This is a genomic window from Arthrobacter gandavensis, from assembly GCF_015355785.1.
Lineage (GTDB): Bacteria > Actinomycetota > Actinomycetes > Actinomycetales > Micrococcaceae > Arthrobacter_B > Arthrobacter_B gandavensis_A.
On sequence record NZ_JADKYW010000006.1, the window covers coordinates 510,407 to 536,579 of the forward strand.

The 26,173-nt window shown below is 66.8% G+C and carries 21 protein-coding genes; 6 read left to right on the forward strand and 15 right to left on the reverse strand.

Annotated features, from left to right (window positions below):
* Positions 1-27 precede the first annotated feature (27 nt).
* Positions 28-288: a 30S ribosomal protein S20 gene (gene rpsT / locus ITX31_RS14150; RefSeq protein WP_055241021.1), complete on the forward strand. Its 261-nt coding sequence runs from the start codon at positions 28-30 to the stop codon at positions 286-288.
* A gap of 196 nt (positions 289-484) precedes the next feature.
* Here rpsT and holA read toward each other — a convergent pair whose 3' ends face one another.
* Positions 485-1,492: a DNA polymerase III subunit delta gene (holA, locus tag ITX31_RS14155; RefSeq protein WP_323745693.1), complete on the reverse strand. Its 1,008-nt coding sequence runs from the start codon at positions 1,490-1,492 to the stop codon at positions 485-487.
* A gap of 252 nt (positions 1,493-1,744) precedes the next feature.
* On the opposite strand from holA, the gene ITX31_RS14160 reads away from it, so the two are divergent.
* Complete coding sequence (locus tag ITX31_RS14160; protein WP_194784036.1) at positions 1,745-3,055, forward strand: TetR/AcrR family transcriptional regulator; 1,311 nt, start codon at positions 1,745-1,747, stop codon at positions 3,053-3,055.
* A gap of 42 nt (positions 3,056-3,097) precedes the next feature.
* Here the strand turns inward: ITX31_RS14160 and ITX31_RS14165 are convergent, their stop codons facing one another.
* The 10 genes from ITX31_RS14165 to ITX31_RS14210 form a co-directional block, all read right to left on the reverse strand.
* Entirely contained in the window at positions 3,098-3,736 is a 639-nt protein-coding gene (locus ITX31_RS14165) for a ComEC/Rec2 family competence protein (protein WP_194784037.1), read from the reverse strand.
* Positions 3,733-5,484, reverse strand: coding sequence for a ComEC/Rec2 family competence protein (locus ITX31_RS14170; protein WP_194784038.1), 1,752 nt, complete (start codon positions 5,482-5,484; stop codon positions 3,733-3,735). The genes ITX31_RS14165 and ITX31_RS14170 overlap by 4 nt, the downstream gene beginning before the upstream one ends.
* Positions 5,485-5,871: 387 nt before the next feature.
* Positions 5,872-6,894, reverse strand: a complete 1,023-nt coding sequence (locus ITX31_RS14175) for a ComEA family DNA-binding protein (protein ID WP_194784039.1) — start codon at positions 6,892-6,894, stop codon at positions 5,872-5,874.
* Between the two features lie 104 nt (positions 6,895-6,998).
* Positions 6,999-8,132 (reverse strand): DegV family protein, encoded by a 1,134-nt coding sequence (locus ITX31_RS14180; protein ID WP_194784040.1) that lies wholly within the window; start codon positions 8,130-8,132, stop codon positions 6,999-7,001.
* A gap of 2 nt (positions 8,133-8,134) precedes the next feature.
* On the reverse strand, positions 8,135-10,636 hold the full coding sequence (leuS, locus tag ITX31_RS14185) for a leucine--tRNA ligase (protein WP_416354833.1): 2,502 nt from the start codon (positions 10,634-10,636) through the stop codon (positions 8,135-8,137).
* A gap of 275 nt (positions 10,637-10,911) precedes the next feature.
* Positions 10,912-11,865 (reverse strand): SDR family oxidoreductase, encoded by a 954-nt coding sequence (locus ITX31_RS14190; RefSeq protein ID WP_323745695.1) that lies wholly within the window; start codon positions 11,863-11,865, stop codon positions 10,912-10,914.
* Positions 11,866-11,876: 11 nt separating this feature from the next.
* Positions 11,877-12,803 carry a bile acid:sodium symporter family protein gene (locus ITX31_RS14195; RefSeq protein ID WP_194784042.1) on the reverse strand — a complete coding sequence of 309 codons (927 nt, stop codon included), beginning with the start codon at positions 12,801-12,803 and terminating at the stop codon, positions 11,877-11,879.
* A complete protein-coding gene (locus tag ITX31_RS14200; protein ID WP_194784043.1) occupies positions 12,803-14,218 on the reverse strand; it encodes a flavin-containing monooxygenase in 1,416 nt (471 codons plus the stop codon). The genes ITX31_RS14195 and ITX31_RS14200 overlap by 1 nt, the downstream gene beginning before the upstream one ends.
* A 142-nt stretch (positions 14,219-14,360) precedes the next feature.
* Positions 14,361-15,884 (reverse strand): glycerol kinase GlpK, encoded by a 1,524-nt coding sequence (glpK, locus tag ITX31_RS14205; RefSeq protein ID WP_194784044.1) that lies wholly within the window; start codon positions 15,882-15,884, stop codon positions 14,361-14,363.
* A gap of 45 nt (positions 15,885-15,929) precedes the next feature.
* The gene (locus ITX31_RS14210) at positions 15,930-16,673 is read right to left on the reverse strand and encodes an MIP/aquaporin family protein (RefSeq protein ID WP_194784324.1); all 744 of its coding nucleotides are present in this window, start codon (positions 16,671-16,673) and stop codon (positions 15,930-15,932) included.
* A 262-nt stretch (positions 16,674-16,935) separates the two neighbouring features.
* On the opposite strand from ITX31_RS14210, the gene ITX31_RS14215 reads away from it, so the two are divergent.
* Genes ITX31_RS14215 through ITX31_RS14225 form a run of 3 tightly spaced genes read left to right on the forward strand, consistent with a single transcriptional unit; the run spans position 16,936 to position 19,798 of the window.
* Positions 16,936-17,772 carry an aldo/keto reductase gene (locus tag ITX31_RS14215; RefSeq protein WP_194784045.1) on the forward strand — a complete coding sequence of 279 codons (837 nt, stop codon included), beginning with the start codon at positions 16,936-16,938 and terminating at the stop codon, positions 17,770-17,772.
* Positions 17,772-18,695, forward strand: a complete 924-nt coding sequence (locus ITX31_RS14220) for an alpha/beta fold hydrolase (RefSeq protein ID WP_194784046.1) — start codon at positions 17,772-17,774, stop codon at positions 18,693-18,695. The genes ITX31_RS14215 and ITX31_RS14220 overlap by 1 nt, the downstream gene beginning before the upstream one ends.
* A complete protein-coding gene (locus ITX31_RS14225) occupies positions 18,692-19,798 on the forward strand; it encodes a glycosyltransferase family 4 protein (protein WP_194784047.1) in 1,107 nt (368 codons plus the stop codon). Before ITX31_RS14220 ends, ITX31_RS14225 begins: the two co-directional genes overlap by 4 nt.
* On the opposite strand, the gene ITX31_RS14230 is transcribed toward ITX31_RS14225, so the two are convergent.
* The gene (locus ITX31_RS14230; protein ID WP_194784048.1) at positions 19,795-20,808 is read right to left on the reverse strand and encodes an NADP-dependent oxidoreductase; all 1,014 of its coding nucleotides are present in this window, start codon (positions 20,806-20,808) and stop codon (positions 19,795-19,797) included. The two genes, ITX31_RS14225 and ITX31_RS14230, sit on opposite strands and share 4 nt — an antisense overlap.
* Before the next feature lie 166 nt (positions 20,809-20,974).
* Here ITX31_RS14230 and ITX31_RS14235 point away from each other — a divergent pair, with 166 nt between their 5' ends.
* A complete protein-coding gene (locus ITX31_RS14235) occupies positions 20,975-21,484 on the forward strand; it encodes an Hsp20/alpha crystallin family protein (protein ID WP_228529357.1) in 510 nt (169 codons plus the stop codon).
* A gap of 3 nt (positions 21,485-21,487) precedes the next feature.
* Here the strand turns inward: ITX31_RS14235 and ITX31_RS14240 are convergent, their stop codons facing one another.
* Genes ITX31_RS14240 through coaBC form a run of 3 tightly spaced genes read right to left on the reverse strand, consistent with a single transcriptional unit; the run spans position 21,488 to position 26,168 of the window.
* Positions 21,488-23,635 (reverse strand): primosomal protein N', encoded by a 2,148-nt coding sequence (locus tag ITX31_RS14240; protein WP_194784050.1) that lies wholly within the window; start codon positions 23,633-23,635, stop codon positions 21,488-21,490.
* 4 nt (positions 23,636-23,639) lie between these two features.
* Positions 23,640-24,866 (reverse strand): methionine adenosyltransferase, encoded by a 1,227-nt coding sequence (metK, locus tag ITX31_RS14245; RefSeq protein WP_323745696.1) that lies wholly within the window; start codon positions 24,864-24,866, stop codon positions 23,640-23,642.
* A 42-nt stretch (positions 24,867-24,908) separates the two neighbouring features.
* The gene (gene coaBC / locus ITX31_RS14250) at positions 24,909-26,168 is read right to left on the reverse strand and encodes a bifunctional phosphopantothenoylcysteine decarboxylase/phosphopantothenate--cysteine ligase CoaBC (protein ID WP_194784051.1); all 1,260 of its coding nucleotides are present in this window, start codon (positions 26,166-26,168) and stop codon (positions 24,909-24,911) included.
* Positions 26,169-26,173 lie beyond the last annotated feature (5 nt).

Consider the following 26,173-nt stretch of genomic DNA (forward strand, 5'->3'; position numbering starts at 1 on the left):
AGTCCGCAATACAAAGAGAGTTTATAAGTGGCCAATATTAAGTCCCAGAAGAAGCGCATCCTCACCAACGAGAAGGCGCGTCAGCGCAACAACTCGGTGAAGTCCGAGCTGAAGACGCTTATCCGCAACGTGGATAACGCTGTCACCGCTGCTGACAAGGAAGCGGCTCAGGCAGCCCTGCAGGCTGCTACCCGCAAGCTGGACAAGGCTGTCAGCAAGGGCGTTATCCACAAGAACAACGCTGCTAACCGCAAGTCGGCCATCTCTAAGAAGGTCAACGCGCTCTAAGCGGAAGCAAGACCCCTAGTTTTACGCAGAAACGGCTGGCCCTTCGGGGCCGGCCGTTTTTGGGTTGGGCGGTCACTCGGTCCTTCGGGGCCGGACGCATTCGGGATAGGCGGCTGGGCAGCCCCCTGCATACGAGTGCTGCCAGCCTCTGCAAAGGACCCGGGCTTCGACGCCCGGCTCTGGGGTACCGCGCGAATTACCGCCCGGAGGCAGCCAGTGCTATGACGGTAACCGCGCGCTCCACTGCGTACACCGGATCACGGCCTGCGCCCTTGACCTGCGCGTCCGCTTCAGCGAGAACCTGCACGGCTTTCACCAGCGATTCAGCGGAGAAGCGCTGCGCGTCGCGCCGCGCCTGGTCGACCTGCCAGGGAGCCATCCCCAGGTCCTTGGCCAGTGACGCGGAAGAACCCCGGAGATCGGCAACCCTGGCCACGCCCCGCACCTTCATGGCCAGCGCTGCCACCAGGGGAACGGGGTCAACCCCCGTAGCAAGGGCGTGCCGCAGCATTGACAGCGCCGCTCCGGCGCGGCCTGCCAGAGCCGCGTCGGCTACCTTGAAAGCCGTGGCTTCGACCCGTCCGCCGTAGTATTTTTCGACAGTTTCTTCGGTGACTTCCCCGGAGGTGTCGTTCATCAGCTGCTGGCAGGCCGACGCAAGTTCAGCCAGGCTGGAACCGACCGCACTGACCAGGGCACGGACCGCTCCGCCGTCGATCCGGCGCCTGGCCGCCTTGAACTCCTGGGACACGAAATCGGCTTTGTCGGCATCCTTCTTGAACGGCTGGCAGTCCACCACCGGGGCCTTGGCGGCTTTGACGGCGTCCAGCAGTTTCTTTCCCCGGTTTCCGCCGGAATGGTGCAGGACCAGAACCGTGTCCGGAGCAGGGTCAGAAAGGTAGGCCAAGGTGTCGTTCAGGAACTCTTCGCTCATGTGCGCCAGGTTGGCAGCCTCGATCAGCTTGGCCTCGCCGAACAGCGACGGGCTGGCGATCAGCGTCAGTTCACCGGCAGTATAGGCAGCGGCGTCGATCCGGATAACTTCGGTATCCGGAGCCTGGCTGCGCTGCTGCAGCCGGATGTTCTCCATCGCCCGTCCGGCGAGGTATTCCTCCGGCCCCGTCAACAGCACCACGGGGGCGGGCACTGCCTGCCGCCAGGAAACAGTCCCTGCCGCCGGCTTGGCGGAAGATTTCTTGGGCACGGCCGGATTCACGGATGCACTGCTCCTGGGAAGATGGACGGGGATCAATCACCCCCAACATTGCCACGGTGGACCCCGCCCGCCAACTTCCGCCGCCGTCGTTTTTGCCACACCGGACGGATGGCCGCCGCACCGTCCCAGCGGGATCGACCACACCTGGAGGAACCACCGGCGACGGCGGCAGCCCAGTTTGTGTGCATCGGCGGGTGCCGCTAATGTTGCGGAGGCATACGCCTAGAGGAGAGTGATTTCGTGGCCGCAGACGAGGGAACATCCTCCCGGCGCAAGCCCTCCCGCAGGCAGCCGCCTGCAGTTGTAGCGCGTGCCGCCGTGAGCGCGGCGCTGGAGCAGGGCTATGACCGCGTGACGGTCGAAATGATCTGCTCCCTGGCTGATATTTCCCGCAGCACGTTCTTCAACCACTTCCCTTCCCGGGACGCAGCGATCATCGGCAAGCCCCTGACCGTGCCCGGCCCGGAGGTAACCCACCCGATTCTCTCGCAGTATCCGGAGGACCTGGTGCGGGGACTGCTGGAAATGCAGGTTCCGGGCCTCGCCCACCGGACGGCCGATGCCGACGTCCTGCGGGACCGCACCCGGCTCATCACCGAACAGCCCGCCGCCATGAGCCAGTATTCAACCGGGCTCATCTCGGTGCAGAACAACCTCAGTGATGCCGTTGAGGGCTGGCTTCGTGCCAATCCGCAGCATGCCCGGCTCCCCGGCAAGCCCCGCACCGAAGCGGTCCTTGCGGTTACCTCGGGCTATGCCGCACTGTTCGCGGCCTCGCAGTGGTGGAGCATTCCGCTGCGGGACCTGCCTGAGCCGCTGGCCGCCTGCCTGGCCGCTGCCGATGCCCTGCGGAACGTGGTTGGCGTGAACGATCCCTCCCTCGGAGAGAGCGTTCCCTGCGTACCGAAGCCCAAACCCGCCGACGATTCCGCCCGCCCGCCCGGGCTGCGGGAACGCAAGCGGCGGGACACCGAGAAACGCATTGAACTGGCCGCGGTCCGGGGCGCCCTGGAACGCGGGTTTGAAGCCGTCACGGTAGACGAGATCTGCGAAAAAGCAGTGATTTCCCGGAGCACGTTCTTCAACTACTTCCCTTCCCGGGATGCGGCGATCGTTGGCCGGCCAATGAACGTACTGCCGCAGGAAGCCGCCAATGAAGTTCTCTCCCGGCATGGCCGGGACTCCGCTGCAGGTGCCATTGCGCTGATCTTTGGTTCGCTTCGGCCCGCCGACCCGGAAGTGGCCAAACTGCGGGCAGAGCTGTCACGCAGGCAGCCCGCCGCACGGGATGCCGGAACCACCACACTGGTGGATGCCGGCACGAGGATCATGGCGACGATTCGGGACTGGCTCTCCGCCAACCCGCAGTACTCAAGCATCGACGCCGACCCGGCCTATGAAGCCTCACTCGCCGCAAATGCTGCCTACGCCGCGGTTTCCGTCATGGCGGACGGGTGGCTGGGCGCTGCTGCCGATGTTCAGGCCAGCGCTAAGGAATTCACCGTGGCCATGGCTGACCTGCGGACGGTCCTTTCCAGTCCCGCCGCCTGAGCGGGCCGGCGGGTTCTGCCGCCGTCCTGGCTCCACCGTAGGTCAAGATCCGGCACCCAGCCCGCTGACCAGCAGTCTGCCGTCCTCAAGGTGCAGGAAGAAACTGCCCAGCTGATCCGTGCGGGCTATTTGCGATCCGGCCAGCTCAAGGTTTTTCAGCGTTTCAGGTGCAGGATGGCCGTAGGTGTTCTCCTTCCCCACTGAGATGAGTGCCAGCGGCGGCCGGAGCTCGGCCGGTAAAACCCCGCCGGAATTGCGTGCGCCGTGGTGCGCCACCTTGAGTACGTGCACGGTTCCAGCCCGAAGTTCCGGACTGGACCGCAGCATCTGCCGCGCCGCGTCTTCTTCCAGGTCACCGGTGAAGAGCAGGTTTATGCCGGCGGTCCTGACGAGCAGGACGGCGCTGGCATCATTTTCGGTCAGTCCGGCCGGGGTTCCGTTGCCGGTTGCCCCTGGAGCAGCTTCGGCAGGCGGCCAGAGGACGTCCCACCGCACTCCCCCGTGCTCGCCGTACCCGCCCTTCGCCAGGCGCCGGGGAAGGATGCCGAGCCGGTCGGCGAGGTCCGTGATTTCAGCCGGCAGGCCGGCTTCTGCAGATGAGTATGCCAGCGATTCCACCACCCTGCCGTCGTCGGCCGCAGCCGCCCCGGCGTAGTGGTCCGCATGGGCATGCGTGATCACGAGCAGTCGACGGTCTGGATACCCAGCCGGTCCAGACAGGCATCCAGTGCCGGAGGGTCCGGCCCGGCGTCGATCACGATTGCCGATTCCGGTCCCGTCCGTACTGCCAGTGCGTCGCCCTGGCCTACGTCGCAAGCCGCGGCTATCCACTCCCGGGTTGCCGTTTCCGGCTGAAAGAGACGGACGGCCGCGGCCGCCAGGGCCGCGGCTAGTATTGCCCCGGCCAGCACCACCCCGAACCGGACAGCCGGCCGGGACTCCCGGAGCCTGATGTTCCTTCGGGCGCCGGAAGTCCCGGAGAACATGGCGTTTGGACGCCCCTTGCGGCCGCCGAGTGTGGCATTGGGCCCGGGGTCCTGCCGGTCGCGCCCGAGCCGCATCACGCCGAGCGTCAGCAGAGCTGCCGCGCCCGCCATGGCGGCGGCACCGGCGGGACCGGGTAACCATGGCAGCAATGCGCCGGGGGCTCCGGCAAAGAACCGGGCGACTCCTGCGACCCATCCGGCACCCATGCCGGCGGAGAGCAGCAACGGAATGTCCAGCGGAGGTGCCGCGTGTCCAAGCAGGACCGCTGCCATGCCGGCGATCGTGACAAACGGAACGGCGGGCGCCGCGGCTATGTTGGCCGGCAGGGAGTAGGCGGGCAGGTTCGGCTGTAGCAGGATGAGCACCGGCGAACAGGCAACCTGCGCCGCCAGGGGAACGGCGGTGAGGACGGCCAGCGGCTGCGGGACGATGCGTCCCAGGCCTGCAGTCAGCCGCGGCCCCAGGAAGATCAGTCCAGCCGTCGCCGACACCGAGAGAATGAAGGCGTAGCTGCCGCTGAGCCAGGGATCCGCTACGAGAAGAATCACCGCGCACAGGCACAGCAGGGCGGCAGGAACCTTACCCCGTCCCGTCAGCACGGCGGCCGTTCCAATCGACCCCATGACGGCAGCCCGCAGCACGCTGGCATCGGGCCGGACCACCAGCACAAATCCGGCCAGTATCACGACGGCCGCCGCAGCCGCGGCGCTTCTGGGAAGCCGGAGAAGCCTCGAAACAAGAAATACGAAGGCCAGCAGGTAACTGCAGTTGGCGCCGGACACCGCGGTCAGGTGTGTGAGCCCCGTATCCTGCATCGCCGTCGTAAGGTCTTCCGGCGCAGCCGCCCTGTCCCCCAGGACCATGCCGGGCAGCAGTCCGGCCGCATCCCTGTTCCCGATGATCTGGGCACGGCTGGCGAAACCGGTCCGGAGGTCGGTGGCAAGGGCCAGGAGCCCGCCGGCGGATTGGACCACAGGCATTCGGGAGACACGAAGCACCGCGGCCGTGCGGTCTCCAGGGGCGGAGGCGCTGAGGGTCCCCGCTGTGCTGAACCTGTCCCCCAGATGGATACCGGCGTAGGCCTCGCCGCCGATGACCAGGACCGGCAGCCTGGCCGTTGAACGTTCACCGGCGAGGGTGAAGCTCTTCAGCTCTGCCTCCACGAGGTACCGTGCCTTGCCGCTGAACCGGTCCGGAGCGGCCGGGCGGGCGTCGCTGCCGGCCACCAGCTCGCCCGTGATTGAGGCTCCGGAAGCGACAGCCGTTCCGGCGGAACCGGCGTGCCGCGAAAGAACCGCTGTGCCCGCCGAGCTGGCCACCAGGGCCAGCACGGCCAGGGGAGCCAGCACAGCCGCCGCCGCGCTCCCAAGCCGTGATGGTCTCTTCCACGGGGACGCCAGGAGCAGGACCAGGAGCAGTACGCTTCCAGCGGCAGCGGCCAACAGGGTGACCGGACCGGGCAGCCGCACTGCAACGGCAGCAGTGGCCCAGGCGCAGGCAGCGACCGGAACCAGCCGCAGTTCTGTTTGCGGCCTGACGGCCGTGCGGGCCGTCCGGCGATCTACCCTGGGGCGGCTTCCCGCACGTCTTGCTGCGACCCTGACGGCCACCGACCCGGGCGGCCTCCCGACCGGTTTCCCAGCCGCCGTCCCCGCCTGCGTTCCAGCGGCATATTCGGCTGTTCCGCCGGTGACGGCGGCTGTCGTGTAACGCGCCCACCGGCTTTTACGGCCCATGGACCTGTTGCCAGTCGCGGAAGGGGCAGCGTCGGGGCCGGCCGTGGAGGAAGGTCGCCGTAAAGCGGTGTACCGGTCTCACACCCACCGTAGTCACACTGCTACCAGCGGCAGGAGGGCAGCCAGCATTGCTTCCCCAATCCCAGGCACGGCGTCCAAGTCCTCCGGCTGCTGGAAGGGACCATGCTCGGTACGCCAGGCGATGATTCTGGCCGCCAGCACGGGACCCACCCGAGGCAGGGTCTGCAGTTCGGACTCACCGGCGGTATTCAGGTTCACCGCAGGGCTCCCGCCACCGGTTCCCGGGCCCGCAGGTCCCGCCGACGGCATTTGCCCTGCGGCGCCCGTCGGTGCCGCGGGCACAGCCGCGTCCCCTTTCGCCGGGATCACCACCATGGATCCGTCCGTCATCGGCGCAGCGAGATTCACCCGGGTAAGGTCTGCGTCACCGGTGGCCCCGCCGGCTGCTGATACCGCGTCGGCCACACGGCCGTCCAACGGGACACGGACGAGTCCAGGTGTGGCGACGGCACCGGCAACGTGCACCACCAGCTCGTCACCGGCAGGTACCGGTGACAGTCCGCGCGCCGTGTCCGGTTCGGCCGGTTCGCGGATGTCCGCGCCGGGTCCTTCCGCCGCCGCGGACCCTCCGTCACCCGGATGCCGGGGCCCGCCTGTGGAGCGTTCGCCGGCGGTTTCCCCGGTTCCCTGACCGGCGCCAAGGTCCACTGCCAGCACGGCCTCGCGGTCGCGCAGGAGCGGCACGGCCGCGGCAGCCGCAAGCATCAGGCAGGCCGCAAGGATTCCGGCACGCAGCGGGAAGCGCCACCGCCGCCGGCCGCCGCCCAGGACTTCCGGTTGCGGGCCAGCCGCGAAGCCGTCGCCGCCAGGACCGGTTTTTGCATTCGGGGAATCGGCATCGATGCCCTCCCGAGAGGGAATCACCCACGCGTCGCCGTCGCCGGCAGCAGAGGGGTCTCCCCCGTGCAGCCCGGGTCCGGGCCACGGATCGCCGTCTTTCTGGCCGGTTTTCGCCTGCCCGGCGGCCCGACGCCGCGCGGCAAGCCGGGAAGGCAGCGTGTCAGGCGGTTCTGTATCCCAGCGGTGGTTGGCCATGGCGGGCAGCCTACGGGCCGGAAGGAACCACGCAGTTTCGCACGCAGGGCGTTGTGAACCGGCCCGCCATCCGGACGGTGCTGTGCAGGAGGACTGGACCGGGGTTAGTCAATATCCCCGTCGGGATCCGCTGGACGATGTGCGGGCTGGTCCCCGATACCCGACCCCTCGGCGGCCCTGCCTCCGGCTCCCGCCGGGCCGGCCGCCCGGATCTTGCCTGCTGCGCCGGCACCCCTGACCCTGCCTGCAGCGCCGGATGGCTGCACGTCAGGGACACCGGCCTCAGCACCGGATGCCGGCCCAGCCGGCGTACTGGGCGCAACGGCCACCGCGAGCACGCCCAGGCCGGCATGTGCGGCAAGCACTGCGGGCAGCGGACAGAGTATGACATCAGCTTCGGGCGCGTCATGGACCACCGCCGCAGCCAGACGTTCAGCTTCAGCTTCGTTGCCGAAATGGTGGACCGCCACGCGTACCGGACCGGGCCGCCGGGCCAGTTCTTCCCGGCAGAGCTCCTGCAGCCTGGCAAGGGCTCTCGGGGCGGTTCGTACGCGTTCGAGCGGCACCACCAGCCCGTCCCGGATGGCCAGGATGGGCTTGACGGCAAACAGCGTCCCCAGCCAGCCGGCGGCAGCCCCGATCCGTCCGCCGCGGCGCAGCTGGTCGAGACTGGGCACGTAGAAGAGGATGTGGGCAGCATCGGCACTGGCACGGGCGGCAGCAACGACGTCGTCCACTCCTGCTCCGCCCAGTGCCGCCCGTGCGGCCGCCTGCACCGCATACCCCAGCCCCATCGCGACCGAGGCGGTGTCCACCACCTGCACGGGAAGTGCGGCGGACCGGGCCGCGAGCCGGGCCGAGTCAACGGTGCCGGACAGCTTGGACGAAAGGTGCACCGAGACCACCGCTTCAAAACCGGCTGCAGCGAGCTCGGCGTAGACGGCCTCGAACGCTCCCGGAGACGGCCGCGAGGTGCGGACCTCCCTACCCTGGGCAAGGGCCAGCGCGAGGGCACCAATCATCTTGTCGGTGCCCTCGCCGTAGATCTGGTCCCCGATCATCACGGGCATTGAAACGACCCGCACCAGCGACGCAAGCGCAGGCGTCTCTGCCCACTGCTCGGGCAGCGAGCAGGATGAGTCGGTAACTACGGCGACGCGCGGACGGGACGCTGGCCCACTGCCCCCGGTTTCCCGGGAACGGAACCACCGTCCGCGCAGCGCCGCCCAGTCCATCATGGCTAGGCGGGCACGATGTTCACGAGCTTGGGTGCCTTCACGATGACGGTGCGGATGCCGGCGCCGTCGAGCGTCTTCTGCACCTGCTCCGAGGCCAGTGCCAGCTCACGCAGAGCGTCCTCCGTGATGTCCGCCGGCACTTCCAGGCGGTCACGGACCTTGCCCTTGACCTGAACGATCGCGGTGACCGTGTCCTGCACCAGCAGGGACTCGTCAACCGCCGGCCAACCCGCGTTGGCGACCGATGCCGGGTGGCCCAGCGCGTTCCAGAGATCTTCGGCCGTGTACGGCGCGAAAAGGCTCAGGATGACTGCAACGCTTTCGGCTGCTTCGCGGACCGCCGGGTCGGCTGCACCGGCGCCGGAGTCGATGGTCTTGCGGGTGGCGTTAACCAGCTCCATCAGCTTGGCAATCACCACGTTGAACTTGCCGGCATCCAGCAGTTCAGCCGCGTCGGCGATGGTGCGGTGCGTCACCGTGCGCAGCTTCCTGTCCCCTGCGGCAAAGTCGGCGCCCGGTTCGGAGGCTACGTCCTGGCCGAGGCGCCAGGCGCGGGCCAGGAACTTGGCGGAGCCCGACGGCGAGACGTCCGCCCAGTCGACGTCGTCTTCCGGAGGCGAAGCAAATATCATCGTCAGGCGCACGGCGTCCACACCGTACTTATCCAGCTGTTCGCCCAGATCCACGCCGTTGCCCAGCGACTTGGACATCGCCTTGCCGCCGTTGAGGACCTGGCCCTGGTTCAGCAGAGCGGTGAAGGGCTCATCCGCCTCGATCAGGCCCATGTCCTTGACCACCTTGGTGAAGAACCGGGAGTAGAGCAGGTGGAGGATGGCGTGTTCGACGCCGCCCACGTACTGGCCCACGGGCATCCAGTTCCGGACTGCCTCGGGGTCGAACGGCCCCTCGGTGAAGTGCGGGGAAACGAAGCGCATGAAGTACCAGGACGAATCCACGAAGGTGTCCATGGTGTCCGTGTCGCGCTTCGCCGGACCGCCGCAGGACGGGCAGGAGACGTTGACCCACTCTTCCACCGAGGCGAGCGGGGAGGTGCCCTTGGGCGCCAGCGCCTCACCCTTCAGCCCGGTGGGCAGGGTAACCGGCAGCTGGTCATCGGGTACCGGAACCTCGCCGCACTTTTCGCAGTGGATGATGGGGATCGGGGTGCCCCAGAACCGCTGGCGGGAAAGCAGCCAGTCGCGCAGGCGGAAGTTCACGAACTTCTCGCCGGTTCCCTTCTCCTCCAGGATGCGGACGGCAGCCGGAATGGCTTCGGATTTCGGCAGGCCATCGAGCCCACCGGAGTTCACCAGGGTGCCTTCACCGGTGGTCGCGGTGCCGGAAACGGCGGGATCCTCTTCACCGGTGTCCAGTACTGCGCGGACGGGCAGGTCGAATGCCTTGGCGAAGTCCAGGTCGCGCTGGTCGTGTGCCGGTACGGCCATGATGGCCCCGGTGCCGTAGTCGGCCAGCACGTAGTCGGCGGCCCAGACGGGCAGCTTCTCGCCGTTGAGCGGGTTGATCGCGTAGCGGCCGGTGAAGACGCCGGTCTTGGTGCGGTCAGTGGCCTGGCGTTCAATGTCGGAGAGCGCCTTGACGTCCTCGCGGTACTGCAGCAGCGCATCGCGGTGCTCGTCGGACACCAGGTCCAGGGCCAGCGGCGCATCCGCGGCCACGACGAAGAAGGTTGCTCCGTACAGGGTGTCCGGGCGGGTGGTGAAGACGGTGACCTGCTCTTCCGGCTTGTTTCCGGCGGCCTCGACGGCGAAACGGACGTGGGCGCCCTCGGAACGGCCGATCCAGTTCTTCTGCATGGCCAGCACGCGCTCCGGCCAGTGGCCCTTGAGCTGGTCCATGTCGTCAAGCAGCCGGTCAGCGTAGTCGGTGATCTTGAAGTACCACTGGTTCAGGGCCTTCTTGGTGACCTGGGTGCCGCAGCGTTCGCAGGCGCCGTTGACAACCTGCTCGTTGGCCAGCACGGTCTGGTCCTTCGGGCACCAGTTGACCGGGGAGTTCTTGCGGTAGGCAAGCCCGCGGTCGTAGAAGCGGGTGAACAGCCACTGGGTCCAGCGGTAGTACTCAGGGTCAGAGGTGTGCAGGCGGCGGGACCAGTCAACGCTGATGGCGTACCGCTTGAAGGAACCGGCCTGGGTGTCGATGTTGCGGTAGGTCCACTCGCTGGGGTGGGCGTTGTGCTTGATCGCGGCGTTTTCGGCGGGCAGGCCGAAGGAGTCCCAGCCAATCGGGTGCAGCACGTCGAAGCCGCGCTGGCGCCAGTAGCGGGCTACAACATCGCCCATCGCGAACGCTTCAGCGTGGCCCATGTGCAGGTCGCCGGACGGGTACGGGAACATGTCCAGGACGTAGCGGCGTTCCTTCGAACCGTCGTCGGCCGGGGTGAAAACGCCAAGGTCGTCCCAGACAGCCGGCCACTTCTTCTCCATGGCCGCGAAACTGTATACGGCCTCTTCCGACTGGTCAGTCTGTGACTGCGTGCTCACTATGCTTCGCCTCTGTCCTCAAGAAATCCTGGTGATGCGCGGCCTCCGGCGTGCCGCCGGTTCCGCGTGCGCTTGTGACTCTTCCCCAGACACACAAAAGCCCCTCGTCAAATGCAAGGGGCTGCCGCGTTGTAGTGCAAACGCGGCTATCTAAGGAGGAGCAAAGCGGTCATTCCTCCACTTTACAACAGGTTGCAACGGGTAACCTCCCGACGGCGGTGCCTGCCGCAGGCTTGCAACGGCAGCGATGCGGGCCTTCTCCGACAGCGACCCGTCCACTACACCGCCTGGCCGCGCTCCGCCTCCCTCGCCTTTCTAAATTCCAGGAATGCTTCCCGGCTGGTCCGGCTGGGCGCAAACCCGAACTCTTCCTTGAGCGCGGTGTTATCCAGCACCGGCCGGTAGCGCAGGAAGCGCAGCTGCTCCGGCCCGTGCACCGTCAGCCTGAGCTTCTGTCCCGCCCACAGGCCGGCAGCGAGCAGCGGAGCAGGTACCGTTGCTGTCCGTTTACCCATGAGTGCCGCGATCTCCCGAACCGTCAGCGCGCCGTCACCGGCCACGTTGAAGATTCCTGTGCGCCCGGTGACCACGGCCTGTGCCATGGCATCGGCAACATCCTGGTCCCAGACGAAAACGAATGGCGAGTCACTGCCGGCTACGCGCAGGAGCAGAGGGGCATCGAACAGGGCGGTGATCTGGTTCCGCACCCGCTCCCCCAGGATGGTGCCGATGCGGAAGATGGTCTGCCGCAGGTGGGGCTGCCCGGTGCGCAGCCGCGCCAGTTCTTCCTCGACCAGCCGCTTGTGCCTCGAGTAGGCAAACTCGTCATTGCCCCGCAGCGGGTGGGACTCGGTCAGCCAGGCCGCGTTGTCCGCATGGTAGCCGTAGGCGGCTCCGGAGGATGAGATGACCACGTGCTTCACCCCGGCCCGGACGCAGGCGGAGAGCACGTTCTGCGAACCGATCACATCCACCTGGTACTCCTGTTCCCTGGTGGTGTCCCTTCCGGGGTTCACGATCGCCGCGAGGTGGACCACCGTGTCTATGCGCTGATCCGCCAGGAGAGTGTCCAGGTACGGTGCGTTGATGTCCGCCAGCGCATATTCGACGCCGTCAACCTTCCGCTCGGGGACAGGCTCCCGGATATCCAGGCTCAGGACATGGCTGACGCGGGGGTCTGCGGCCAGCCGTGATACGACGGCGCTGCCCAGGAACCCGTTGCCTCCGGTCACGCAGACCCGGGTCAGAGTGCTGCCTCCCGCACCGCGGCGGCTTTCCGGGCATCCCGCCGGCGCCACCATGCTGCCAGCGCCAGTCCGGCCAGGATGTCCCAGATGCCCCACCAGGCGGCGACCATTGCCATTCCGCCGAGTCCGGAGAAGAAGGTCAGGGTGAGCCCCAGCCCCAGCCCGGTGTTGCGGGCGCCCACTTCGAAGGTCACCGCCCGCCGGCTGGCTTCGTCCAGGCGCACGGCGGCGGCTGCCCAGTACCCAACGGCGAGGGCTACGGCGTCGTGCAGCGCGACTACCAGGAAGATGGTGCCCAGATGCTCCTTCAGCGGGCCCAGGTTGCTGGCGGTGCCGGCGAGGATGAACGCCAGCAGGGCCACCAGCCCGATCCGCTGCACCCAGGGGCGAAGCCGGTCCGTGAGCCCGGGGAAACGCCGCGCCAGCGGCATACCCAGGGCAAACGGAACACCAATGATCAGCAGAACCTGGACCAGCATTCCGCCGCGGTCCAGGGAGAAATCACGCATCAGGGAGTCAGTGGAGGGGCTCAGCGCCGCCCAGAACGCCACATTGAGCGGCATCACGATGATCGCCACCAAATTGGAGACTGCGGTCATGGAGGCGGACAGCGCCACATCGCCGTGCGCACGGTGCGTCAGCACGTTGGAAATCCCGCCGGGCGGGCAGCAGGCCACCAGGATCATGCCCAGGGCAATGGATGCCGGAACCTGCAGGGCGAGGGCTATGCCGACCGTCACGGCGGGCAGGAGCAGGTACTGCGCGGTGATGCCCAGCAGGATGGCCCTGGGGCTTCGCGCCACTGTGCGGAAATCCGCGGGCCGCACTTCCAGGGCGATGCCCAGGATGATCACGGCCAGGACGACGTTCAGGATCACCAGCGAGCCCGGCGAAAAGTTCAGGACGACGTCGTCAATGGACATCAGCGCTGCACCTCCGCCGGTACCGGAACCGGTCCTCCGGCCGGCGCCTGCGCCGGGTTGGTGAGCCGCGCGAGATGCGCATCCAGTTCAGCCCGGTATGCATCCTTGTTGACGTAGTAGCTCATGCGGTCCAGGCCCAGGTAGCGGTAGCCGCCGGTGACGTCCGGGGACGGTCCGCGCACAGCGGCGTCGAACGCTGCGGCCCTGCAGGGATTCTTCTGCCGGGCGGCCAGGTACTCGGCCACCAGCTCAGCCTGGCGGTACCGGCCTTCCCATCCCAGTCCGGAGGCCTCCACCATGCCCACCACCATCAGGTTCCTGGCCTGGCGGCTGAAGATGTTCAGGTAGAGCTGCGGAGACGCACCTGCCCAGCCCAGCAGGTCCGGCGACAGGAACGGGTAGCTGAGCACGTAGCCGGTGGCGGAGAGCAGCAGGTCGTACTCCCCCGACGACCCGTCCCGGAAGTGGACAGTAGAGCCGTCCAGCCGCTCGATGTCCGGCTTCACGGACAGGTCGCCGTGGCCGAGGTGGTGCAGGATCAGCGAGTTGACCACTGGATGGGACTCATAGATCCGGTAGTGGGGCTTCGGAAAGCCAAAACGTACGGGGTCCCCGGTGAACATGCGCAGCAGGCGCTTGTCCAGGAACTGCTTCAGCGGCCGAGGCAGTGGCTTGCCCTGGTTCAGCGTGTCCGTGGGTCGGCCGAAAACATACTTCGGCACGAAGTAGTAGCCGCGGCGGACGCTGATGTCCACGGCAGCGGCGTGGTGCACCGCGTCAACCGCTATGTCGCAGCCACTGTTTCCGGCACCCACGATGAGCACCCGTTTTCCCGCCAGGTCCCCCGCCTGCCTGTACCCCGCCGAATGCCGGATCTCCCCGGCAAACTCCCCGGGAAATGTTGGAAGGTACGGAGTGTGCAGGGTTCCGGACGCAACCACGACGGCGCTGAACCGGCCGCTGCCCCCGCCGTCGGGTCCCTGCCAGCTGAGCTGCCACCCGCCGTCGTCCGTCTGTACCGCCGCGGTCACCCGGGTGCTGAACCGAAACCGGCAGGCTAGTCCAAAATGCTCGGCATAGCTTCGGAAGTACCGCAGCAGGTGCCGGTGCCCCGGATAGTCCGGCGTGCCCTCCGGCATGGGGAACTCAGCGAACTCAGTGGTGGTGCGGGACGAGATGAGGTGGGCGGACTCATACACGGTGCTGGCCGGATTCTCGATGTTCCACAGCCCGCCGACGTCGTTGTGCGCCTCAAAGCCGACGACGTCGAGCCCGCGCCTGGCGACGGCCCGCATAGCCGCCAGCCCGCTCGGCCCGGCACCGATCACCGCTACCGGCAGCGGATGTTTCTCCGTGCCGGCCCCGTCTGCACCTGCTGTTGCTTCCACTGCGACCCGCTTCTGTGTGATAGGCATCACCTTTGATGCTGCCAGCACGCTATCGGCAGGCGTTCCTGCTGGTCAAACGCAACACGCCCCTGGTCTGGACGCAGGAAAGCCGCACCCGGTCCGCAGATCCGGGAGCGGCTTTCCTTGATGGGCCTGACGGGGTCCGGTCCTACAGAACGTCCTCGTCCACCCAGTCGAAGGTGCGCGTCACGGCCTTGCTCCACAGCCGCATCTGCCGCTCACGCTCGGCCTGGTCCATGTTCGGCGTCCAGCGCTTGCCTTCGTTCCAGTTTGCTGCCACTTCGTCCGTGGAGTTCCAGTAGCCGACTGCGAGGCCGGCCGCATAGGCAGCTCCAAGTGCGGTGGTTTCCACGACCTCGGGGCGGACTACGTCCACGCCAAGGATGTCTGCCTGGAACTGCATCAGGGCATCGTTGGCAACCATGCCGCCATCGACGCGCAGTTCCGTCAGCGGAACACCGGAGTCCGCGTTGACCGCGTCCAGGACCTCCCGGGTCTGGAAGGCCGTGGCTTCGAGGGCAGCGCGGGCAATGTGGTTCTTGTTCACGAACCTGGTCAGCCCCACGATCACGCCGCGGGCGTCCGAACGCCAGTGCGGTGCGAACAGGCCGGAGAACGCCGGAACAATGTAGACCCCGCCGTTGTCTTCCACGGCGCTGGCCAGTGTCTCGATTTCCGGAGCGCTGTTGATGATGCCCAGGTTGTCGCGCAGCCACTGGACCAGTGAACCGGTGACGGCGATCGAGCCCTCCAGCGCGTAGATCGGGGCGGCGTCCCCAATCTTGTAGGCGACGGTGGTGAGCAGACCGTTCTGGGACATCACCTTTTCCTCACCCGTGTTGAAGATGAGGAAGTTGCCGGTGCCATAGGTGTTCTTCGCATCGCCTACACCGAAGGCGGCCTGGCCGAAGGTCGCGGCCTGCTGGTCACCGAGGATGCCGGCCACCGGAGTCTCACGCAGCAGCTGCGAGCCGTGGACCGTTCCGTAGATCTCCGAGGAGGAACGGATTTCCGGAAGCATGGATGCGGGAACGCCAAAGACGTCCAGGATCGACTGGTCCCAGGTGAGGGTATCCAGGTCCATGAACATGGTGCGGGACGCGTTCGAGACATCGGTGATGTGCACACCGCCGTCCGTTCCGCCGGTGAGGTTCCAGGTGACCCACGAATCGGTGTTGCCGAACATGAGGTCGCCGTTCTCGGCCTTCTCGCGTGCGCCCTCTACGTTGTCCAGGATCCATTTGATCTTGGTTCCGGAGAAGTAGGTGGCCAGCGGCAGCCCCACCTTGTCCTTGAAGCGGTCCAGCCCACCGTCCTTTGCCAGCTCGTCCACGATGGGCTGGGTTCGGGTGTCCTGCCAGACAATGGCGTTGTAGACCGGCTCGCCGGTATTGCGGTCCCACACCACCGCGGTCTCGCGCTGGTTGGTGATGCCGACGGCGGCGATGTCGTGCCGTGTCAGGTTCGCCTTGGACAGTGCGGTGCCAACAACTTCGCGGACATTGGCCCAGATCTCCATCGGATCGTGTTCAACCCAGCCGGCCCGGGGAAAGATCTGCTCGTGTTCCTTCTGTCCGGTTGAAACGATCTTGCCGTCGTGGTCGAAGACGATGGCCCGGCTGCTGGTGGTGCCCTGGTCGATTGCGATCACGTACTGCTTGCTCTCGGTCACGTGGGTCTCTCCTTTGAGGTGGTAAGTCTTGCGGACGTGGTAGTGCTAGATGATTTCCGGAAGCGGGATGAAGCCGCCGGCCCAGCCGCCGAGTGCTCCGCCAACGAGTGGGCCAACCACCGGAACCCAGGAGTAGGACCAGTCGCTGTTGCCCTTGTTCCGGATGGGAAGCAGTGCGTGGACTATGCGGGGGCCGAGGTCACGGGCCGGGTTGATGGCGTACCCGGTCGGCCCGCCGAGGGATGCGCCGATACCGACAACCAGCAGGGCGACGGCCAGCGGCCCGAGGCCCGTTGGTGTTCCGGCGAAGGCAACAATGACGAACACCAGCATGAACGTGCCCACAACTTCAGTGACCACGTTCCAGCCGTAGGAGCGGATGGCAGGACCGGTTGAGAAAACACCCAGGATGTTAGCCGGGTCTGCCTCGTCGTCGAACTGTTTCTTGTAGGCCAGCCACGCAACGAAGGCGCCGATCATGGCACCCAGCAGCTGTCCGGCGAAATAGGTGAGGGTGGAGCCGATCGTCACCGCCACGCCGGGGACGAATTCCTCTGCGCCGCCGGTGATGATGCCCACGGTCACTGCCGGGTTGATGTGTGCGCCTGAAATCGCTGCCAGGTAGACGCCGGCGAAGACGCCGAGCCCCCAACCCCAGTTGACCATCAGGAAGCCGCCGCCGTTGCCTTTGGTCTTGGCCAGGGCAACGTTGGCGACCACGCCGCAGCCCAGGATTATCAGTGCTGCAGTACCAAGCAGCTCACTGAGAAAGACCTCTCCTAAAGTCACCATCGACTACTCCGATCCTTTAGTTGTGCCATTTTGTTGGGGGAAATCAGGGATGCAGGTCCCGCCACGGGCACCGGCCTGGAACGGGGGCATTTTCACCTGCCGCAGCATGTCGGCGCACTGTAAGGCCCTATGCAATCAATCTTTTTCAAGAAACGCCATGGCTTTAAGGAAATGCTTGTCAGCAGGCGTTTACAAGCTCCTCACGCTACACGGGGCATGGAAAGCGCGCACGTCCAGCCAGCCTCGGTAGAGTTGCTCCATGGAACCGGCACCAAGACTGACTTTGAACAACGGCGTACTGATGGACCAGGCGGGCTACGGAACCTACAAGGTTCCCGCACCGGACGCAGCGCCGCTGGTCAGCAGTGCCCTTTCGCTGGGCTACCGGCATATTGACACCGCAGCACTGTACGGAAATGAAGAGGGAGTTGGCGAAGCGGTCCGCAGCTTCACGGATGCCGGCCATGTGGTCCGGGAAGACCTTTTCGTCACCTCCAAGGTGTGGAACACGGACCACGGCTACGACGCCGCGCTGCGGGCCTTCGATACGTCCATGCAAAGACTGGGTTTTGACTACCTGGATCTTTACCTCATCCACTGGCCGTGCCCGGACCGGGGCCTGTATGTGGAGACGTACAAGGCACTCGAGACCCTCTACGCCGAGGGACGAATCCGCGCGATCGGTGTCTCGAACTTCAACCGTGAACACCTGGAGGTCCTGATGGACGGGGCCTCTGTTGTTCCTGCCGTCAACCAGGTGGAGCTGCATCCCTGGCTCGCCCAGCGGGAGCTGCGGGCCTTCCACGAGGCCAGCGGCATCCGCACCGTGGCTTGGAGCCCTTTGGGGCGCGGGGCACTCCTCCAAGATCCAGAAGTGCGGCAGATCGCCGCCGAATTGGGGCGTTCTCCGGCCCAGACCGTACTGCGCTGGCACGTCCAGTCCGGGCACACGGTGATTCCAAAGGCCAGCAGCGAGGAACGAATGGCTGAGAACCTGGACATCTTCTCCTTTGAGCTCGGGCCCGAACAGATGGCCGCGCTGGATGACATGGACTGCGGGCGCAGGACCGGATCCAACCCCAGCGAGGTGAACTGATGCTGCTGCGCCGCCGGGCCGCAGGGACAGGAGCTCCGGCTCCCTTCCAGCGCCGGGCCAATGTCCGGACCGTTGCCGTCCAGGGAACTGCCCAGCGCTTCTGGGACTTTCCCGCCGCATCCCCGGACACAGCCGGCCCCGCGGTCTTTATGGTCCATGGTTTCCGCGGCGATCACCACGGGTTGCTCCGGCTGGTGGAGGCCCTGCCGAACAACCGCGTCATCCTGCCGGATCTGCCCGGGTTCGGCCAGGCCGCCGCACTTCCCGGAACGCACGACGCCGCAGCCTACGCGGGTTTTGTGCGCGCCGGTTTCGAAGCGCTGGGCCTGGGCGCGGACACGGTTCTGCTGGGGCACTCGTTCGGTTCGATCATCGCGGCTCGCACGGCAGCCGCGAATCCGGAGCTCATCAGCGAACTGATCCTCGTCAACCCCATCAGCGAACCAGCGTTGAAAGGGCCCAAGGCGTTTACCAGCAAACTCGCGGAACTGTACTACCTCGCCGCGGCCAGCCTTCCCGAAAAACCCGGACGGGCACTGCTGGCAAACCCGCTGATCGTCCGCGGAATGAGCGTGCTCATGGCCAAGACCCGGGACCCCGCGCTGCGGCACTGGATCCACGGCCAGCATGACGCGTACTTCAGTGCGTTCGCATCCCGTGCCGTGGTACTGGAAGCGTTCCGGTCCTCGATTTCAGAGACGGTGCGGGATTCAGCTGCGCTGCTGAAGATGCCCGTGCTGCTGGTCGCTGCTGACCGGGATGACATCGGCTCGGTGCCGGCGCAGTGCCGGCTGGCGGAGCTGGTCCCGGATTCCGAGCTGGAGATCCTGACAGGAGTGGGACACCTGGTCCACTACGAGGCGCCGGATTCCGCCGCCGCCCTCATCACGGACTTTCTGAGCCGGAGGCACCGCGCAGCATGAGGATCATCTTTGACGCCCGCTTCACCCGCATCGACCAGCACGACGGCATCAGCCGCTACGGTGCCAGCCTGATCGAAGCTGTTTCCCGGCATGCCGACGTCCGCATGCTGATCAGCGATGAACGGCAGCTGGCGCTGCTGCCGCAACTGCCCTGGACCAAGATCAATTCTCCGCTCTCCCCCGCCGAACTGCTCGTGTCGCGGCACGTCAACCGGCTGGGCGCCGACGTCGTGGTCTGCCCGATGCAGACCATGGGCAGCTGGGGGCGGCGCTATCCGCTGATCCTGACCCTGCATGACCTGATCTACTACCAGAATCCGACGCCGCCGGGGTTCCTGCCGCTGCCGGTCCGCCTGTTGTGGCGGGTCTACCACCTGGCCTATTGGCCCCAGCGGGTGCTGCTGAACCGCGCCGACGTCGTTGCCACCATCTCGCATACGACCCGCGGGCTGATGGACCGCCACCGGCTGACCCGGCGTCCGGTACGGATGGTTTCGAATGCCCCCCAGCCCGGTACGGTGCCGCGGGACGCATCCGCCCTGCCGGAGAAAACCCTGGTCTACATGGGGTCCTTCATGCCGTACAAGAACGTCGAGACGATCGTCCGGGCAATGGACCGCCTGCCGGGCTACACCCTGCACCTGCTCAGCAGGATATCGTCCAGCCGGCGCAGCGAACTCGAATCCCTCTGCGCCGACCCCTCCCGGTTGGTCTTCCACAACGGGGTCACCGACGCTGAATACGATGCGCTGCTGCGCCGCGCCACCGCACTGGTGTCCCTCTCCAAGGCGGAGGGCTACGGGCTGCCCATCATCGAATCGATGGCAGCAGGCACACCGGTGATCGCGGCGGACACGCCCATCTTCCGGGAGGTAGCCGCCGGAGCGGCCTTGCTGGTGCATCCGGACAGCCCCGAGGAGGTTGTGCGCGCCGTGGACGCTCTCTCCGAACCGGAGCGGTGGCGGAAAGCCTCGCGGGACGGGCTGGCCCGGGCCGCGGCCTACGACTGGGAGGCTTCAGCCAAGCAGCTGCTGGACGCAGCAGCTGAAGCCTCCCGGGCCTTCGAGGCCCGGAGCCCGAAGGCCGCCAGGAAGAACTCCTAGCCGAGCCGGACGATCATCTTTCCCGTGTTGGCGCCCTTCATCAGGTCGATAAAGGCCTGCGGGGCGTTCTCCAGTCCGTCCACGAACGTCTCGTCGTAGCTGACGCTGCCGTCACGGAGCCAGCCGGCCATCAGGGAGGCAAATTCTCCGGCGTACTGGTTGTAGCTGCCGGCGATGAATCCCTTGAGCGTCAGCTCCTTGCCGATCGCCTGGAACAGGTTCCGGGGTGCACTCTGCGGCTCTGTGGTGTTGTAGGCGGATATCGCACCGCACATGGCAACCCGCCCGTACTTGTTCAGCACCGAAATGGCTGCCTCCAGATGATCCCCGCCCACGTTGTCGAAGTAGACGTCGATGCCGTCAGAACCGGCTGCTTCCTTCAGCTGCGCCTTCACCGGGCCGTCGTGGTAGTTGAACGCCGCGTCAAAGCCAAGCTCGCGCAGCCGGCGGACCTTTTCCTCCGAGCCTGCGCTGCCGATGACCCGTCCGGCACCGAGGGCCTTGGCGATCTGCCCGGCCATCGAACCGACCGCGCCGGCCGCGCCGGAAACAAAGACGGCGTCGCCCTCGTGCAGCTCCGCAACCTTGGTCAGTCCCGCCCAGGCCGTGAGGCCTGTGAGGCCCATGGCGCCCAGGTATGCGCTGGCCGGTGCGATGCCGGTGTCCACCACCCGGGCGCGCCCGGCGTCGAGGACCGCGTATTCGCGCCAGCCAAGATTGTGCAGGACGGTGTCGCCGGCCTGGTGGGTGGCCGCCCGTGAGGCGATGACCTCACCGATGGCGCCGCCTTCCAACGGGGCATCCAGCTGGAACGGCGGAACATAGGACTTCACGTCATTCATGCGGCCGCGCATATAAGGGTCAACCGACATCATGGTGTTGCGGACCAGGACCTGTCCGTCCTCCAGCTCCGGCACCTTTGTTTCCACGAGCCGGAAGTTCTCATCGGCGGGCCACCCCTTGGGGCGGGAGGCAAGCTGGATTTCGCGGCTGGTTGCAGGGTAGGACATGGAACTCCTTTCAAGCGCCGGTCACTGGCCGGCGCGGATGGAACATAAGCAACCTGTCTATCATGCACCTGCTCCCTCGCAGGCGCTCACCACCACGGCGAATCCCTTTGGGGTACAGGTCCGGTCCAGGACGCAGGGCGGGTTCCCGGTGTCAGGAATCACGGCCATGGCCCTGGCCACACTGCAGCGGAACCGGTCAGCAGCACCCCCTAGAATTGGGGCACTGGAAAACTATTTCTGCCAGGAGATGATGGTTATGTCGATGGGGTCTTCACCCCAGGACCACGAGCTGCTAAGAGCAGCCCTGGAAGCCCGGAGCCAGGCACGCGGCGGCACCGCCGTGGACGTCTACCGCCACGAGGGTTTCCTGGTCCTCAACGCGGACCTGCCCGGGATTGATCCGGGCTCACTGTCCGTGGAACTGGACGGCAATTCGCTGCTGATTCGGGCCCACCGAAGCCTTCGCGGGATGGACAGCTCGACACGCTGGGATGTCCGTGAAAGGGAGGACGGTACGATCCTTCGGCGCATACCCGTAGGCGAAGGCGTGGAAGTGTCAGCAGCTGCACCGCACTACGCCAACGGCGTGCTCAGCCTCCACCTCCCGCTTCGGCCAGCCGGGCAGCAGCGCAGCGTACCGGTGCAGTACAGCGAGCAGCCCGGCGAAGCTGCCTAGACACTACAGTCCGTCCGGAGCGTCCACCCGGATATAGACCGGATCACCGGTCCGCCGGGCAGACAGGGCAGCCCTGGCGGCGCGCATCGCCGGGGTGATGGCCGCCGCGTCGCCGTACGGAAAGAAGCACAGCGTGCGCCACCGCGGAACCGCTTCATGCGTGCCGTATTCCGGGAATTCCTCAACCGGCGCCGGTCCCACAATCCGCGCGCTTTCGGGCAGGCCGAGCCGGGACACGAATCCATCCAGGCCATCGCGTGAACCGGTGAGTTCGGCGTAGCGGACAGCGGGCGGCAGTCCCAGGTCCCGGCGGAGGGCGAGTTCGCGTTCGGCCGCTCCGGCCGGATCCCAGCGCAGCAGATGGCCCACAGTGGCGGTATCATCGGCGGTCACTACCACCACTCCCCCGTCGCCCGCGGGGCGGACCAAGGCAGCGGCGGTGAGCCAGCGGCGCAGGGTTTCTTCCTGCGCCCGCAGCGACTGCCGCGACAGCATGGCGGTTCCGTCCAGGAGCAGCGCAGCGGCATAGCCCGACGGCGCCACCGGTTCCGCGCCCGGGGTGGCGACTACCAGCGCAGGCGCGTCGGGAACCTCCGCCCGGACATGGTCCCCTGCCGAGGACACCACCGTCACGGACGGGAAGGCGCGGCCGAGCTCCTCTGCGGTGCGTCCCGCACCGGCGGTCGACGCCCGCAGCCGGAAGCTTCCGCAGTGGGAGCAGTGCCACCTCGGTTCCGGCCGGGCACACCAGCGACAGGCGGGCGGGGAGTTCCGCCCGGCCTGGGCGAGCGGTCCCTGGCATTGGCGGCAGCGGGCCGGCTCCCTGCAGTCCTGGCAGGACAGGGCCGGGGAGAAACCCGTTCGTGCCACCTGCACCAGCACCGGGCCGCGCTTCAGTCCGTCCTGGGCTGCTTTCCAGGCTGCATGAGGAATCCGGGCACGGGCGGCCAGCGGATCCCGTTCCATGTTGAAGGTGTCCGCGGTGCTCACCACGCGTGCCGTCGAGGCACGAACCAGTGCACGCTCGGCGTCCAGCGGTGCCGCCCAGCCGGTCTCGATCAGACGCTGGGCTTCGGTGCTCCGGGTGTGTGACGCGACGAGCGTCCCCGCACCGGACGCCTCGGCACGAAGCAGCAGAACGTCACGGGCATGCTGGTACGGAGCCCGCTGTTCGGCATGGAGGTCATCGGCGTCGTCCCAGATGCAGACAAGACCCAGGTTCGCCACCGGCGCGTAGGCCGCCGAACGGGTGCCCACCGCTACGGTGGCGTCACCGCAGAGCAGCTGAAGGAAGCTGCGGTATCTGGGAGTGGGGCCGTCCTCGCCGGTGAGCCGCACCGCGGCACCCGCAGGCACTCTGTCCTCCAGCGCATCCATGACGCGTGCCAGGTCCTTCTGGTCCGGAACGACCACTACTGCCCCGCGTCCGGAAAGCACGGTGGCTTCCACGGCCGCGGCAATCTCCTGCGGCCAGGCATCAGGACCATAGCCGCGCAGCGAACTCAGGACGGCGCGCGGGCTGTGACCGGCGGCGAGGTGGCTCAGGAAGCGCGGTCCGTGCTGGTAGCGGCGGAAGGGGTTCTCCGGCAGCACTGGTCCGGAGGCCGGTTCCGGAGATGCGACGTCCGACGGCGTGACTTGCGGGTTCGGCGTGCCCGGTACCGTGAAACGGTCCGCGAACTCCTTCTCCACCCGGGCTACCCGGGGCGGAACGGCAACCCTCAGCACATCGTGGACGGATCCGGCATAGCGGGCGGCGACGGACTGGGCCAGGCCGAGGACTACGGGACTGAGCACGGGAACCGGGGAAACCACCTTGCCAAGGTTCACCAGCCGGGCCGTCGTGTCCGTGGATGCCAGGCGCTCGATGAGGAAACCGGCGAGTTCCTGCCCGCCGAAGCGGACCTTGACGCGCACGCCGGGCACAGCGGCATCGCTGAGCTCGGCGGGCACCAGGTAATCGAAAGGACGGTCCAGGTGCGGCAGCGGCGAGTCCAGCAGCACCCGGGCGATTGGCAGTTCGGGTGCGGGCTGGGACTTCCCCACGGGCGCTGCAGGCGGACTGAAGCCGTGCAGCAGGGAGAGCTGCACGGCTACCTCCGCTGGAGCGTGCCCTTCCCGGGGCGCACGCTGCGGCGGATGCTCTCCCATGGGCCTAGGCGTTGAACCAGCGGCGCAGTTCCCCGACCTTGTCGAGGCGTTCCCAGGTGAAGCCTTCATCCTCGCGGCCAAAATGCCCGTGGGCAGCCGTCTTCTGGTAGATGGGCCGCTTGAGGTCCAGTGCGTTGATGATGCCCAGCGGACGCAGGTCGAAGACCTCGTTGATGGCCTGGGATATGCGCATCGGGTCTACGGTCTCCGTGCCGAAAGTCTCTACGTAGATACCCACCGGGTGGGCCATTCCGATCGCATAGGCGATTTGGATTTCGGCCCGGCGCGCGAGCCCTGCGGCAACTACGTTCTTGGCGACCCAGCGCATGGCGTAGGCTGCGGAACGGTCGACCTTGCTCGGATCCTTGCCGGAGAAGGCGCCGCCGCCGTGCCGGGAGAAGCCGCCGTAGGTGTCCACGATGATCTTGCGGCCGGTGAGGCCGGCATCGCCCACGGGACCGCCGATAACGAAGGGGCCGCCCGGGTTGATGATGTGGCGCACCGTGGAGGTGTCCAGTTCGGTTGCGGCCAGGACGGGATTGACCACATATTCGACCATGTCCCGATGCAGCTGGCCCTGGTCCAGGTCCGCTGCGTGCTGGGTGGAAACAACAACTGAGTCCACGGATACCGGCCGGTCGCCGTCATAGCCGATGGTGACCTGGGTCTTGCCGTCAGGACGCAGGTAGGGCAGTGTGCCGTCCTTGCGGACCTGGGTCAGGCGTTCAGAGAGACGGTGGGCCAGCCAGATGGGCGTGGGCATCAGGACGCTGGTTTCGTCGCTCGCGAAACCGAACATGATGCCCTGGTCTCCGGCGCCCTGGGCGTCAAAGGGGTCCACGGCATCTCCGGATCGATTCTCCACCGAATTGAAGACGCGGGAAGCGATTTCCGGAGACTGCTGGCCGATCGATACGGATACGCCGCAGCGCGCACCGTCGAAACCGTTGGCTGAGGAGTCGTAGCCGATCTCCAGGATGGTATCCCGGACCAGCTGCGGAATCTCCACGTAGCCCTCGGTGGTGACCTCGCCCGCGACGTGGACCAGGCCCGTGGTGACCAGGGTCTCCACGGCAACGCGGGATTCGGGATCCGCCTTGAGCAGGCCGTCGAGAATCGCGTCGCTGATCTGGTCGCAGATCTTGTCCGGGTGGCCTTCGGTCACCGACTCTGAGGTGAACAGCCGCAGGGCACTTGAATCGGCAGGGGCAGTCGTATTGCTGGAAGTCACGGGTTTACTCTACTTCGTTCCGGGGACAGTCCCCGTCTTGGGTCAGGAGGTGGGGTGCAGGCAGCCGGCCAGTTCTCCGGCGATCCGCTGGATCAGGTGCCGGGCAACCTCGGCCTTGCTCCCGGTGAGGGCAGGCGGTTCGGTGCCGGGATCATCCTGCGGGGAGAGAATGCGAACTTCGGTGCTGTCCTGACCGAATACCAGAGACCGGCCCACCTGGTTCAGGACCAGCAAGTCGCAGCCCTTGCGGATGAGCTTCCGGCGGCCGTACTCGAGCACCGATCCGCTGCCGTCGCCGGTCTCCGCGGCGAAACCGACAATCAGGGACGGCCCGGAGCCGGATGCGGAACGGTTCTGCACCGTTTCGGCCAGGATGTCCGGGTTGCGCACCAGCGTGATCACCGGGTCCGCGCCGTCGTCGCGCTTCTTGATTTTGGTGTCCGCGTTTTCGCCCGGCCTGAAGTCCGCCACGGCGGCGGACATGACCAGCACATCCGTTGAATTCACGGCATCGTGGACCGCATCGCGCAGTTCCAGGGCGGTTTCAACCTGTACCAGTTCCACGCCCTCCGGGACGGGAACCTCAAGGTGGGCTGCTATGAACCGTACCTGCGCCCCTTCGGCGACGGCAGCGGCCGCAATGGCTGCGCCCTGCTTGCCGGAAGACCGGTTGCCGAGGAAACGTACGGGGTCCAGTGGTTCCCGGGTGCCTCCCGCGGTAACCGTTACCCGGCGTCCGGCCAGCAGGCCTGGCGCCGGTGCGGAACCGGCTGCAGCTTCTCCGGCCGCAGCCAGGGCTGCCGCAAAGATATCTTCCGGCTCCGGGAGACGCCCCGGGCCGGAGTCCTTGCCGGTCAGGCGGCCGGATGCCGGATCCATGACGACGGCGCCGCGGGAACGCAAGGTGGCTACGTTGGCCTGTGTGGCGGGGTGGTTCCACATTTCCGTGTGCATGGCCGGAGCGAAGAACACCGGTCCGCGTGCCATCAGCAGCGTGTTCGTGAGCAGGTCCGAGGCGAGACCGGCCGCGGCCCTGGCAAGCAGGTCCGCGGTGGCCGGCGCCACCACGATCAGGTCTGCCTCATGGCCGAGCCGCACATGGTTGACGGTGTCCACGGCGTCGAACACCGTAGTGCTGACCGGGTGTCCCGAGAGAGCTTCCCAGGTGGCTATGCCCACAAAGCGGGTGGATGCCTCGGTGGGCACCACGTGGACGCTGTGGCCGGCTTCGGTGAACAGGCGCAGCAGCAAAGCTGCCTTATAGGCGGCAATACCGCCGCCCACCCCCAGGACAATGCGCACGCCTG

Excerpts from the sequence above, each read along its gene's own strand:
- ITX31_RS14175 (WP_194784039.1), bottom strand. The coding sequence starts at position 6,894 with ATGGCCAACCACCGCTGGGATACAGAACCGCCTGACACGCTGCCTTCC.
- ITX31_RS14180 (WP_194784040.1), bottom strand. The coding sequence starts at position 8,132 with ATGATGGACTGGGCGGCGCTGCGCGGACGGTGGTTCCGTTCCCGGGAA.
- ITX31_RS14195 (WP_194784042.1), bottom strand. The coding sequence starts at position 12,803 with ATGTCCATTGACGACGTCGTCCTGAACTTTTCGCCGGGCTCGCTGGTG.
- ITX31_RS14200 (WP_194784043.1), bottom strand. The coding sequence starts at position 14,218 with ATGCCTATCACACAGAAGCGGGTCGCAGTGGAAGCAACAGCAGGTGCA.
- ITX31_RS14215 (WP_194784045.1), top strand. The coding sequence starts at position 16,936 with ATGGAACCGGCACCAAGACTGACTTTGAACAACGGCGTACTGATGGAC.
- ITX31_RS14220 (WP_194784046.1), top strand. The coding sequence starts at position 17,772 with ATGCTGCTGCGCCGCCGGGCCGCAGGGACAGGAGCTCCGGCTCCCTTC.
- ITX31_RS14225 (WP_194784047.1), top strand. The coding sequence starts at position 18,692 with ATGAGGATCATCTTTGACGCCCGCTTCACCCGCATCGACCAGCACGAC.
- ITX31_RS14230 (WP_194784048.1), bottom strand. The coding sequence starts at position 20,808 with ATGTCCTACCCTGCAACCAGCCGCGAAATCCAGCTTGCCTCCCGCCCC.
- ITX31_RS14235 (WP_228529357.1), top strand. The coding sequence starts at position 20,975 with ATGGCCCTGGCCACACTGCAGCGGAACCGGTCAGCAGCACCCCCTAGA.
- ITX31_RS14240 (WP_194784050.1), bottom strand. The coding sequence starts at position 23,635 with ATGGGAGAGCATCCGCCGCAGCGTGCGCCCCGGGAAGGGCACGCTCCA.